General features: G+C 46.8%; 11 protein-coding genes and 1 pseudogene. 7 read left to right on the top strand and 5 right to left on the bottom strand.

The genetic code is table 11. The annotated features are described in order from the left end of the window. Positions 1-263: 263 nt before the first annotated feature. From LU196_RS10330 to LU196_RS10360, 7 genes are all read left to right on the top strand, one after another. A complete protein-coding gene (locus tag LU196_RS10330; RefSeq protein ID WP_090958525.1) occupies positions 264-530 on the top strand; it encodes an AlpA family transcriptional regulator in 267 nt (88 codons plus the stop codon). A 28-nt stretch (positions 531-558) separates the two neighbouring features. Continuing rightward, the gene (locus tag LU196_RS10335; protein ID WP_232759203.1) at positions 559-1,098 is read left to right on the top strand and encodes a host cell division inhibitor Icd-like protein; all 540 of its coding nucleotides are present in this window, start codon (positions 559-561) and stop codon (positions 1,096-1,098) included. Then, positions 1,095-1,319, top strand: coding sequence for a hypothetical protein (locus tag LU196_RS10340; protein ID WP_010257714.1), 225 nt, complete (start codon positions 1,095-1,097; stop codon positions 1,317-1,319). The genes LU196_RS10335 and LU196_RS10340 overlap by 4 nt, the downstream gene beginning before the upstream one ends. Further along, entirely contained in the window at positions 1,316-1,639 is a 324-nt protein-coding gene (locus LU196_RS10345) for a DUF5375 domain-containing protein (protein ID WP_232759204.1), read from the top strand. The genes LU196_RS10340 and LU196_RS10345 overlap by 4 nt, the downstream gene beginning before the upstream one ends. Positions 1,640-1,653: 14 nt before the next feature. Continuing rightward, positions 1,654-3,984, top strand: a complete 2,331-nt coding sequence (locus LU196_RS10350; protein ID WP_232759205.1) for a phage/plasmid primase, P4 family — start codon at positions 1,654-1,656, stop codon at positions 3,982-3,984. A gap of 445 nt (positions 3,985-4,429) precedes the next feature. Further along, entirely contained in the window at positions 4,430-5,317 is an 888-nt protein-coding gene (locus LU196_RS10355; protein ID WP_232759206.1) for an ion channel, read from the top strand. After that, positions 5,317-6,117 carry a hypothetical protein gene (locus tag LU196_RS10360; RefSeq protein WP_232759207.1) on the top strand — a complete coding sequence of 267 codons (801 nt, stop codon included), beginning with the start codon at positions 5,317-5,319 and terminating at the stop codon, positions 6,115-6,117. The genes LU196_RS10355 and LU196_RS10360 overlap by 1 nt, the downstream gene beginning before the upstream one ends. A 792-nt stretch (positions 6,118-6,909) precedes the next feature. Here LU196_RS10360 and LU196_RS10365 read toward each other — a convergent pair. The 5 genes and pseudogenes from LU196_RS10365 to LU196_RS10385 all read right to left on the bottom strand — a co-directional run bounded on the left by LU196_RS10365 (position 6,910) and on the right by LU196_RS10385 (position 12,959). Next, the gene (locus LU196_RS10365) at positions 6,910-9,363 is read right to left on the bottom strand and encodes a nuclease-related domain-containing DEAD/DEAH box helicase (RefSeq protein WP_232759208.1); all 2,454 of its coding nucleotides are present in this window, start codon (positions 9,361-9,363) and stop codon (positions 6,910-6,912) included. Positions 9,364-9,628: 265 nt separating this feature from the next. Further along, positions 9,629-10,183, bottom strand: a pseudogene (locus LU196_RS10370) (integrase core domain-containing protein); the annotation flags it as partial. A gap of 118 nt (positions 10,184-10,301) precedes the next feature. After that, positions 10,302-10,967, bottom strand: coding sequence for a hypothetical protein (locus LU196_RS10375; RefSeq protein WP_232759209.1), 666 nt, complete (start codon positions 10,965-10,967; stop codon positions 10,302-10,304). After that, positions 10,964-11,686 (bottom strand): hypothetical protein, encoded by a 723-nt coding sequence (locus tag LU196_RS10380; RefSeq protein ID WP_232759210.1) that lies wholly within the window; start codon positions 11,684-11,686, stop codon positions 10,964-10,966. The genes LU196_RS10375 and LU196_RS10380 overlap by 4 nt, the downstream gene beginning before the upstream one ends. A 259-nt stretch (positions 11,687-11,945) precedes the next feature. Next, positions 11,946-12,959: an SEL1-like repeat protein gene (locus LU196_RS10385; RefSeq protein WP_232759211.1), complete on the bottom strand. Its 1,014-nt coding sequence runs from the start codon at positions 12,957-12,959 to the stop codon at positions 11,946-11,948. Positions 12,960-13,176: the final 217 nt, after the last annotated feature.

The raw sequence follows: 13,176 nt of genomic DNA on the forward strand, positions 1-13,176 counted from the left end.
GGGATTCCGGCCTTATTCGCCCTTTAGAATGAGTAGTTTTTAAAATTCGACTGAAGCAAACTTAAAGTTATTGGATAAAACCTTACTATCCCTCTTTAGTACTATTTAGCACTATTCTCGTACACCCATGCTTTATGTGGTTTTAGTGCGACCGGTCAGGCAGATTTCTATTGTTGTCACCGACAAAAATATTCGCAAAATAAAGAGCTACCCGATGCCGTACACACCTGTGCGGCGCTTCACGGACACATAAGAGGTAGCTCATGCACACGACTTTAAACGCTCATTCATCCGCCCCGGCGGCACCAGCCATGCCGGTATCATTCCCGGTTCAGGAGCGCTTTATGCGCCTGCCGGAAGTGATCCACGTCTGCGGCCTGTCCCGCTCAACCATCTATGACCTCATCAGCCGCAGTGCTTTTCCGGCGCAGGTATCGCTTGGCGGCAAGAACGTCGCGTGGCTTGCCAGCGAGGTCAGCGCCTGGATGAATGCACGCATCGCAGCACGCGGTCAGGAACGTGCAGCATGATCTCCACCAACTCTTGAGATTTTACGCCATGCTGCATTTTCCTGTGTCCCCCGGCTTGCGCGCCGGGGGCATTCCCTGGTACAGTCTTTCTGCTGTCGCAAAATCGGCAGCCGGGCGTAGGAACCCGAGTTACTTCAAGGCGACACCAGACGCGCCATGCGTCTTTTTTTGTGTCTTTGCCTCTGTGCACCCGTTACTCGGGCAACGGTTCTGTATCCGTTGTGCCGTCTGTGTAATGGTGGCCCGGGCGGGGCAGCCTTCGGGCTGGCCGGTTTCCTTGAAGGCCGGTATTCCTACCCCCGTTCGGGTCACCACCAGTGAGCGTAGGAACTCCGGTGGTGGCGATAACCGCTACTTCAGGGAGACTGCCATCATGGTTACCGTCCTTAATTCCCCATGCCCTCAGTTTGTTTTCGTCTTTGCCGCCGTGCGCCGTACTGAACGCCAGCAGCGTATCCACATGCTCCGCACCGTTGCCGCTGACGAACGCGCCGCCCGCCTGCCGCTGGCCCGCGATTACGTGCTGTCACTTGCCGCCCGCCTGCCGGTACGAGAGGTGTGCGCATGACTCACGCCACCATTTCCCACGCAGACCTGTTACGCCTTGAACACCTGCGCAACGCCGGGCGCTTTATCAGCGACATGACCCTGCTTCAGGAGTGCCACGAACAGCCACCGGCCACACAGCAGGCGCAGCTGAACTCGCTGATTTTCCTCATCACCGAGCAGCTGGACGGAGTGGTAAACCGCTGTCAGGACGGCTGGATGAATGGGGAGGTTGAGCCATGAGCACACGTACCCTTTCCCCCGAACTGCATTCCGCGCTTTCACGCCGCGCGGTGGCCTGCGCCTGGCTGACCGTCTGCCGCGAACAGAATCGCTATCCCGGCCTGACGCTGGCGCGCCTTGAACACGCCATTGAAACCGAGCTGGAAGGCTTCTATCTGCGCCAGCACGGACGCCAGCGCGGTCAGGAAATTGCCTGCGCGCTGCTCGACGACCTGCTTGCCGCCGGGCCGCTCAAGTCGGCCCCGTGCCTGAGCTTTCTGGGACAGGTGGTGATGGATGAACTCTGCGGGCGTCTGAAAGACGCGCCGGTGCTGCACTGAGGGAGAAAAGAACAATGAAAATGACCGTATCAGACGCGGCAAAGGCCGCGCGAGGCCAGTGGCCCCGCATCCTGCCCGCGCTGGGCGTGAAGGTGGTAAAGAACCGCCATACCTCCTGCCCTGTGTGCGGCGGAACCGACCGCTTCCGCTTTGACGACCAGGAGGGACGCGGCACGTGGATTTGTAATCAGTGCGGTGCCGGTGACGGCATGGACCTGGTGAAAAAGGCCCTCTCACTGAGCCTGACCGAAGCCGCTGCGCGGGTAAGCGGCCTGACCGGCAGCCTGCCACAGGTGGACAACACGCCTGCCGCCAGCGCAGGCGAAGATGACGAAGCAGCCCGTGCCGCCGCCGTGAAGCAGGCACAGCAGCTGGTCAGCACCGCGCAGCAGACAACCGGCAACGCCTACCTGTCCCGCAAAGGCTGGCCGGAGCAGTCCTGCCTGACGCTGGCAAAGCCGCTGAAAGTCGCGCTCACTGTCTATCGTGCCGGTGATTTGCTCGTTCCCCTGCACGATACGGGCGGCCAGCTGGTGAACGTGCAGCTGATTAACGCCGCGGGCGAAAAGCGCACGCTGAAGGGCGGACAGGTAAAAGGCGCATGCCACGTTCTCAGCACCGGTAAACCGGCAGCGCGCATCTGGCTGACGGAGGGCTACGCCACCGGCCTGACCGTGCATAATCTGACCGGTGACGAGGTGTGGATAGCCCTGTCGTCCGTTAACCTCCTTTCTCTGGCTGGCCTTGCCCGTGAAAAGCACGCCACGCTGCCGCTGCTGATTGCCGCCGACCGCGACCTGAACGGCGACGGCCAGAAGAAAGCAAAGCAGGCAGCCGAAGCCAGCCGCGCCGCCGTGGCCCTGCCGCCGGTATTCGGTGACTGGAATGACGCCTTTATGCAGCACGGTGAGGAAACCACCCGGCGGGCGCTGGCCGAAGCCGCCACGCCGCCCGTCGCCAGTCCGTTCGACGTGATGAGCGAGGCGGAGTTTTCAGCCATGAGCGCCAGTGAAAAGGCGGAGCGGGTTGCGGAGCACTACCGCAGCGCGCTGGCCGTGGACGCCAGCGGAGAAATTCTGTCCCGCTACCGCTCCGGCGCGTGGAAGGTGATTTCCGGGAAGCAGTTCGAGCGGGACGTGGCGAAGCTGTTCCAGCGCCTGCGCGCGCCGTTTTCGGCGGGCAAGATTTCGGGCGTGGTGGAGACGCTGAAGCTGATGCTGCCGCAGCAGGCCGACCCGGCGCGCCGCCTGATTGGCTTCCGTAACGGCGTGCTGGACACCCGCACCGGCGGCTTCAGCCCGCACAGTAAAGACTTCTGGCTGCGCACGGTCAGCGAGGTGGACTACACAAAGCCCGTTCAGGGTGAAACGCTGGCAGACCATGCGCCGCACTTCTGGCAGTGGCTCGACCGCGCCGCCGGACGTGACCCGGCCAAACGTGACATCATTCTGGCCGCGCTGTTTATGGTGCTGGCGAACCGCTATGACTGGCAGCTGTTTCTGGAGGTCACCGGCCCCGGCGGCAGCGGCAAGAGCATCATGGCGGAAATCGCCACCATGCTGGCCGGAACGGACAACACCACTTCAGCAACCATCGAAACGCTGGAGTCATCGCGCGAACGCGCGGCGGTGATTGGGTATTCGCTGATTATCCTGCCCGACCAGGAAAAATGGAGCGGCGACGGCGCGGGCATCAAGGCGATTACCGGCGGCGATGCGGTATCCGTGGACCCGAAGTACCGCGACGCCTATTCAACGCACATTCCGGCGGTGATTCTGGCGGTGAACAATAATCCGATGCGCTTCACCGACCGCAGCGGGGGCGTATCACGCCGCCGGGTGATACTGCATTTCCCGGAGATCATCCCTGCAGACGAGCGCAACCCGCAGCTGAAGGAAAAAATCGGCGGTGAGCTGGCCGTTATCGTGCGCCAGCTGATGCAGCAGTTCAGCCAGCCGCAGCAGGCCCGATCGCTGCTTCAGTCGCAGCAGAACTCTGACGAGGCGATGCGCATCAAGCGTGATGCGGACCCGATGGTGGACTTCTGCGGCTACCTGTTCACCACGCCGGAGCCAAACGCGCTTTACATGGGGAACGCCAGCATCAGGCCGCTTCAGCCCAGGCGTTACCTTTACCATGCCTATCTGGCCTATATGGAGGCCAACGGCTACAAGAATCCGCTCAGCATGAAGATGTTTGGCCTGTCGCTGGAGAGCATCATGCGGGAATACGGACAACACTACATGAAACGCCGGACAAAACTGGGGATGCAGACCAACCTTGACTTGACGGAAGAAAGCAGCACCGACTGGCTGCCAAAGTGCGATGACCCTGCAGTAGCCTGACCATCCGAACCGGCGAAAGCCGGTTTTTTTACGCCCATGCTTCACCAGTGGTGAAGGATATTCGTCATCAGTCACCCATTCATCACCACCTAACAAACTGTTAAATATGCATAAAAATGAAGGGTGAACAGTGTGAAGGATCTTCCATAAAATCTTTTTTTACGCCAATGCTTCATTGGTTAGATGCTTAATTACACCTGTCTTGCCGACCCATTTGCATTTTACTTGATCACCGATGACAAAATCTGGCCGTATAGGGTTGAAGGTGAAAGGGTTTCGTCTTAGCGTCTGCTATTTACCAGGAGCGGACTTTGATATAACAGTCTCTGTTAATGAGCCGAGAGATAGGTCATAGCTGTTTATGATACTATATGTATCCCAGCGTGACTTATGGTATTTGTATCTTGCTCATCAAAATAAATTGATCGGGGTCAGCTAAATAAAAATGAAAAACAAAACAAAAATGATATTAAAAAAAATTAAAGAAAATTTGACGCGGGCTTGGAACTGGAAGAAGCGTGATAACCTTCCACTTCCCACTATAAAAGAGCAGATCACGAATGTAGTGCAATTAACAAAAAAAATGAGTGGTAGCGTGTCACTCTCTCGCATTTACTTCCCTGAAAACACAGGTTATCTTGATAAATTAAAAATAGAAGGGATCGAATTTACAAAGTGTATTTTTTCTAAAGCCACTATTCAGAAATACACTTTTAATAAATGTTCATTTGTTGATTGCATTTTCAATGGTGCGCAGATTAGTGATTGTGAGTTCCACAAGTGTACATTTATAGAATGTAGCTTTAATAAAGCAAAAATAACCAGAACCTACATCGATCCAGCGTCGTTTAAGTTTTCTTCATTGTGGTACTGGTATTGGCCGAATGTAAATGTCTGGTTTTTCCAGACGTTGTATAGAAACTCAAAAGATATGCATCAAGAAAAGTTTGCAATGACTGCTGATAAGAGATTTCAATTTTACAAGAGGTATGAATATTTACGAGGGCAAAAACCTCAGTTGGGTAAGTTTATATTAAGCTTTTTATATGACTATTTGTTAGGGTATGGTTACGGTATTAAAAATACATTGTCAGTCACCATTGTTATTATATCAACCTTCGCTTTTCTTATCAAAGGGCATTTGAAGTTCGGGAATCATGATTTTTTTAATGCTTTGTATTTCTCTGCTGTTTCATTTACAACTGTTGGCTATGGGGATTTATCTCCAGAGCTGGAATTTATTCCAATGTTGATAACAATACTTTTTTTGTTGTTGTCTATGGCGTGGTGTGCAGTGGTTACGGCAATTATTGTCAAACGGATTGTTAAATAATGACATATGTAATTTTGGAATGTGGATCAGTAGCGCGAGGTGATGCTAACAATAATAGTGATAGAGATGTTTTATGCATATGGCATGGTGAGAAACCACCTTATGACAGTATAAATAAAAATTATGGTGAAACATCATTCTATTCCTTGAGTTGCATTAAAAGAATGAAAGATAAAGGATCGCTTTTCTTAACTCATTTGGATGTTGATTCCAAGTATCTAGAGGGCGATTCAGAGCTTATAGGCGTTTTTAGTGGGTATAGGCCCTCTAAAAACCTTATAGAAATGACACTTATAGACACCATTAAATTTATAAATGAAATAATTTGGTTTCCAAATAGCCTGCATGGATATTACTGGCTCTGTGATGTGCTCTATATTTCTCTTCGGAACTGCATTTTTTGCATAAATGCTCTAGATGATCGATTTTTATTTGGATTTGAAGGGGCAATGCAGGCTTTGCCGTTGAACTCAGATGAAATTTCCACAATGTTACATATACGAGATGCAAAATATGCCTATAGGCTAGGTAAGGTTGATGATGCAATAGAATTCAACATAAAAAAAATTGAAGAGGTGAGTTCTAAAATAATGGGTTCTCACGTTAGATTCTATTCAGGTGGTTCTACGCATTGGAATAAAGACTGGAGAATAGATTACTGGGGAGAGAGATTAATTGAAAGGTCAATTATCAACAAGGAATATGATGATTCGCGGTTTTTGTTGAAATTGAAAGATCATAGATACCACAGAAATACACTTAAGAAATTTATGAAAAATATAATAAAGTCCAAGGCATGAACAACTGTTGGCTTTCAATAAACTTGACATGATGCTATTTTTAGAATGGTCATTATCTTTCACCATTATGACCTGCCTCCCGATAATTAAAATACTGCGATTTTTGTAATGCGTCCTCTGTGGTTTGAATAATCTCGTACTTCCGATTTCTGCTTAAAGCTGGTTGTCAACTTAATAGGGTTTTGTCTGCACTTTTAGTTAGATATGATTAAGAGAAATGCAAATGGATAGTAAAGTGAACGCAAACACCCAGTCAGGATACGCTATTCGGAGCCTAACCGGTTCAGAATAGATTGAAATTTATCCAATTGTGTGAGGTTTTTAACAGATGTGTGCAAAGTAACATGGGGGCACAAAAGGGGGCATCTTCTGGTTTATTGTTTTTTTTAATTCTTTAATTTCAAGTGTTTGCTTTTCTTTTCGATTCCGGCCTTCGCACCACGTGATGCAAATAAGTCGCTCAAGAGCGGCTTTTTTTGTGTCTGGCGTTTAGTATCTGCAGGGTTCTCCTCGCTCTCCACTCGGTGCAAATCAACCTGATCCAATCTATATCAATGAATCTACATGGATTTAAAAGACACCTCAGAGTCATTTAAGATGAATTAAATAAAGGTGTCCGTTAACCTGTGGCGATTCACTTGATAAAATCACCTCAAAAATATATGAATTATTTTGAATATATCAGAATAAGTATCTCCTTTATGTGGTAGCCATTTCTATAAATAAAATGGCGGTTGTCAGATAAGTTTTCATTAATTATTTATTTTCATTTTTATAATCATATGAATATTTTCATTTATCAATTATAGAATATTTGCCTTTATCTTCCTTTGTAATGTAATTTTTGCCGATACAGGTTGAAAATGCACAAGCCAATGCATGTCGCCAAACTTTTCTGTCTATTTCATTAATGTGGATATAACGCTCTCTAAGTTCATCAGTCAATTTATCAAGTTCAATGATACTTCCTGGCTTCAAAAATGCAATTCGAGAATGAACAAATGCTAGTGCTGAACGGTACAATAGCCTTCCATTAGGAAGTTCATCAGATATTATACTATTTCTTTTTGCATGCATGAAACCATACTGTCTCGCGCCAGCAGCAGCTAAAGCAACGGGTAATATTTTTATTTTTTCTTTGTTTTTTTGATGTGAATGAATAATTTCATCATATAGTTTTATTTTTTCAATTTCATCTTGCAAAGGAGTCTGGTTGGTAGTGGGATATATAGGGTTGCAGCATATGCATATTTGATTCTTATAAATAGGTGAAATGTCTTTGCAACTCATACATTGTCCGACTCTGAGTATCATTCCAGCACCGAAATTATCATTGTCTTTTTTGGTTTTCTTTATTAATGATAACTCTCTGCGTGATGATTCACTCCAATATAAAGCTGGCCATGAATAACTTGAGCATAAATAGTCCAGCCATGTTATTTCTGGAGGGTTTTTGTTTTTAAATTCCATTAACCATGCTGAGAATTTTTTAGACCACGTTAGATGTACTGTTTTTAGATCTAAGATAACCCCCGAATTAAAATGTTTTGCCATTAACGATTGTGTCATGGATTTTTCTTTCGCTAAATGTATGGTTTTTTTATTATTCTCTACATTAATTAATAAGCGGGTAAATTTATTATCATTATTCCAAGCCAGTTCTTCTGAATCGTAAATCGCGATAAATGCAGTCGTAGCGCGAGAGTAAGCACAGAAAAGTTGTGAATCATCCATATTGGATGCATATAGCGCTATAATAATTGGAGATTCTAACCCTCTAAATCTGGAAACAGTTTCAAACTGCACGCCAAATTTATCAAGATCGTCTTCTAAATCATATTTAAATTTATCAGAAGGTAGCAGTATACAAATGTCGCTTGAACTTATGTTTTTACTTTTTAGTTTGGTTATTTCACCAGTTAATATTTCAATCGGATCGCTAACGATAAGTTCTCTTAGTGTATCAGCTTCTTCCGCTCGCGGAGAAATTAGCTGGTATGTTGAAGGTCGTACGGCAATGAGATAATCTGTCACAGCCTTGGGCGTTCTAATTACAATTGTTAAATTAAATGGGGTTGGGGCATTAATTATTTGGCATAATTCATGATGACTGGTGCCTTTTTCATAAGTGAAAATTTGCGATTCATCACAAAACGTCAAAATTATTTTTTCGTTAAACCATTGGCTTAGAATGATTAACCACTGAGGTTGTAAAGCTTGGGCTTCATCAATAATTAAAGCATCGTATTGACCTAACATTTCTTGTTTAAGAGCTTCAACAAGATCTTCACAACATCCAGTATTGAACCAGTTATCAGGTACATTCGGATTTAAACGTAATTTACTTCTAGCTTTATGACATAATTTATGCCAAGTAAAAACATCACATGAGGATTTATCTATCTGTTGAGAGATATATTCTGATAGTCGGCTATTGAAAGTTATGATCAATGTTTTCAGTCCGACCGAACCAAGTCGCCGTGAATATTCGATGCCAATTAATGTTTTCCCCGTTCCCGGCCATCCTGTCACTACAAAGCGGCGATTATTTGATAGCAGGTCTATAACGCTAGTTTGCTCTCTCGTGAGCCTTAACCACAATTTGTTATCAAATATAACTCTAGATCCCCAACTTGGTGTTCCATCATAATCTGCGCATATCGTTTTTTTTATAATATCTAATTTGTGCTCTCCAAGTTCACCATTGTTAAGCGATTCTTTCCAATAGTGCATAATGTCAATAATATGTTCAGAAATAGAAGGTATATCTTTTTTATCAATGAATATACGACGCCACGGATCCACAGATGTGTCCATCATTGCTGTGTTTATAAATTCATTATGAAAAAGGCTATCAGGGAAAATAAATCCATAACCTATTCTTAAACGTAATTTTGTTGCCCCACCTAACCAGCGTGCCAGTCCATGAACGTTATTTCTCGTTTGGCGAATGACATCTACAGGTTTCTTAGATTTCAAATATACAAAGATATGACCATTTACACTATAGGCTCCGCTTTTTACTTCAAGTGCTAACACGCCCAGTTCTTTATGAAGTATAAGAAAATCGATTTCTCCTGTTGGAGGGGTGAACGTACCTAACTCACTGACTGCAGCACTTAGCCAGGGAAGGCTATGGATGATAGTGAATTCATCAGATAAACCTTCGGCCAGTAAACTATATACCGTCCGCTCTCCGTAACTTTGTGTTTCCTGTGGCCCAAAAGAAGGAATCATTTTCGCCATATGTAACACGTCCTTTTATGTTTGTGTGAATGCGAACATGAGTGAAAATTTTGAATACTAACTATTATGACCTAAAAACCTATCAACGGTGCCATTTCACAAACTGTTCCAACGACTGATACTCCCGCTTTTTAGGCTAAAGCGATTTTCCTCAAGTTTCAATAACACCTTTTCGAAGATTTTGGTGCCGTTAACTCGTTAAGAAACTACCAATTCCATACTATCATCAATACCGATTGACCTGCCCCAGTATTAGATACAACGCTCAGTTAGTAATGTCGGCTTGTTTACGTTCTAATTTTTCATCTCTCCAGGTTGCTGCATATTCAGCCAGCGTCTAGAAATTCAGCGATGAATGAGGTCTGGACTCGTTATAGTCCTGCTGCCAGTCATAAATGATTTTCCGTGCATGATGAATATCGCTGAAGCCGTGTTCATTCAGGCATTCATCCTAAAAGCGACCGTTGAAACTCTCAACAAATCCATTCTGCATTGGCTTAACTGGCTGGATAAGTCGCAACTCCATACCATGCTCAAAGGCCCATTGATCGAGCGCGCGGCAGGTGAATTCCGGACCCTGATCGGTTCTTATTGTCGCCGGATAGCCCCGAAAGAGCGCGATGCTTTCCAGAATACGCGTGACCTGAACGCCTGAAATACCGAAAGCAACGGTGATCGTCAGACACGCCTTCGTGAAATCATCCAAACAAGTCAGGCACTTAATCCGGCGGCCGCTGGCAAGTGCATCCATGACAAAATCCATCGACCATGTCAGATTCGGCGCATCTGGGCGAAGAAGCGGAAGCCGCTCATTCGCCAGTCACTATGAAGGTGTTCTCACGTGGCTTATGAAGACATGACTAACATCGTGGTGTGTTAATCAACGGGGAGTATGTCTGTATTAACTGCTTTGAATGACTATCTAACGGCTCTTTTAATTACTCAGCCGCGAGCACCGTCGGTTTTTCACTATTAGCATCCACATCTACCAAAATACCTTTCAGCCCTTCAATCTTCTCAACCAGTACCTTCACCCCATCATCATGCGCGATGTCCACGATGGGCATGGAAAACCCAATGCTCTTTATCGTTTTATCTTTAGATAAATGGACTATCCCGTCAGTAACGGGGTAGCCGTCATAGCACTTCCACATCTGTTCTGCTGCTGAATAGGTATCCTTACTGACCGGCGCAAAGAGATAAATGTTGAGGTAAGTTTGTGATGACTCGACAGCGGTTTTTAACTGCGTTGCCAACGGTTCTTGCTCTTTACCGTAGTGTGCCACGCGCTGGTCAGCTTCAAGTTCGCTGTCTGTCACTAACTTAAAATCCAGGACGAAATCGGCGGTAGTAAGCGCGGAGCCGGGTTGTTGCGGCGTTGCGAAGACAAAAGATACATCCATCATCGGCAGATAATCCCATGCCCACGTCTCCAAAGGATTTACCCTACGGCCCGGTGGCTTACAAAAGCTCCACGCGTCCCAGACAAGGAAGTTGGTACCCACGTTCTGGGCGGCCCTATTAATCATCGGCAGTATCTGTTGATAAAAGGCTGCGCAGATGCGGTGCGCCTGACGAACTTGCGCAAAAGGATCGTGGGTCATGATTGTGCCTTAACAAAAGAGAAATCGGTGGATAAAGGATGCTGGGCGATAAACGGGTAAAAATCTTTCCAGGGAAGCAGCGGCTCGCGAATCCCATAAAGAGATAACGCGTTCAAACAATCGGCAACGATGCGCTTATCTTGCGGCGTATCCCATTCCGCATGCTGCAGCTGCTGACGAACGTCGTCCCACTCTTTGCTATAAAAATAAACGCTGGAAAACTCTTGTGCTAATTCACTGAACCATTGACCAGCGGCTTGGGGAACATTTCCAAGCGCCATAAAATGTACCTGGGATTTCGCACCATCATCCTTTGCATAGGTATAGAGTTCTCGGTGCCACTGATCCTGGGTCTGCCAGCCACCGCCGGGATGTTTCACTTCCACGATGAGCGCCGCATGCTCAAAGTTCATCACCACATCGGGCTCTGCATAACGCGCTTCGCCGTCAAGCGCCAACTTGATATTGTTCGGTATGATTTGTGGAAAGTCGTATTTGGGCCAAAACAACATGCACTCAAATTCACCCCAATCATCTCGGTTGATCCCTAGCAGTGAGTCCAAAAAGCGATCCATCGCGTCCGAAGATAAATAGTTGATACGCGTCCAGAAGGCGGCGGTGAGCATATCTTCATAGTGCTTGAAAACGGAGCGCCAGCTTTGCGAAATCCCATCTTTTACAACGCGGCCTGACTTCCCTTGTAGAATGGCATTCAGCATCTCAAATCCTTTTTGTAGACTTCACCACATTCACACTAAAACGTTATCGGCTGGGTTAAATCCTACTTCAGCTGGGATGATATTATTCATCGTTTCATCGGATTAGGGATTTACAAGGGCGTGCAATGAATTCACTGGTTAACATGTAATCGGCACCAAAACGTATGCTTCATTTAAGCAGAAGACTGTTGTATACCTCACTCGTTTTGTGTCAATAAAGAATGCACAACAAAGGCCGCCCTAAACGGCCCTGATAATATCAACGCACCGCAAAATAAAAACACAGGCCCGCCAACGTGACGGCACCGATCAACATAGCGATATTGCCCGGTCGCATGCCCAGCGCTTTCTCTTTGATCTCATATTTAATGGGTAATTTGGGTTTGATGAGGTTAATCGGCGTGGCGATGCCCAACTCCTCATTGATATCGCTTAATTCAATAAACGCGACGTCGTCGGCCTGGATATTTTGACTGAAATCATAATTGATGGCGGCCTTCCACGGGTTTTTATCTTCGTGAATAAGCAGACTGTTGTTCGCCGGGATCTCGGTGGGCTTCGGATAATAACGCTTACAGGTTTTTTTGCTGCTATTCACCAGATATTTATCGATGGCCAGCGTGTGGAATTTCTTGCCCGGCACATACGAAGAATTACCGTCGCGCACCACCCGATGCTGCTCTCGCTCTTCGGTGTATTTATACACATAGAGCAGGTGGCAATCCATAAAGTGCATGAGGTCTACCGCCCACTCGTGGCCTTTCTTACGCAGACGCTCAGCACAGTCTTCAAAATCCGCTTTATCGGTCAGAAAGCCGATGTGCAGCTCGATAACATCCACTACCGTCTGCGCCGCCTTGATCTTGCTGCGAAAGTCGCTGTAGCCTTTCTCCACCAGCACGTTAAGCAGCTTCAGGAAGTTCACGGCGGATTTGTGATACTGCTCCGCTTCCTCTAATGAGGACTCGGCATCAAATAGCTTTATCTCTTTACTTAACGGATCGGTGCCAAAGCACTCATACAATTTCTCAGCGGCCCGTTCGATGCCGCCATCTAATGCGGAGCGGTAACATTTAACCGAGGCGCTCATATCTTTATCGATGCCTTCGCCATAGCGATAGCAATAACCCATATTGTAATAGGCTTTAGGATCTTGATTCGCCTCGGCTAATGCCTGCCACTCTAAAAAGCCGCAGTAAAAATCCTCTGGCAATTTGGTGCCTAAAAAGAACAGCTCCCCTTTTTTTATCGCGCGGTCTATTTTCTCTTTCATAAAGCATCCCTAAGCCAAATTTGCCAGAATATGAAAAGCGGAAAAATCCTAATCTTCAATTAAACCACAAATCCTTTATTGTGACTGCCTCCATTTTTTTGTAGCGCGTATTTCCGCGATAAATGAGAAATAAAGCCCGCGCTAACCGAACCGGCATGACAGCAGCAAAAGCAGAGCACGATGCCCGCGCGCCAGGCCGCCGTAGTTCCGCCTGGCG

Source organism: Pantoea sp. Mb-10 (assembly GCF_021272205.1).
GTDB lineage: Bacteria > Pseudomonadota > Gammaproteobacteria > Enterobacterales > Enterobacteriaceae > Pantoea.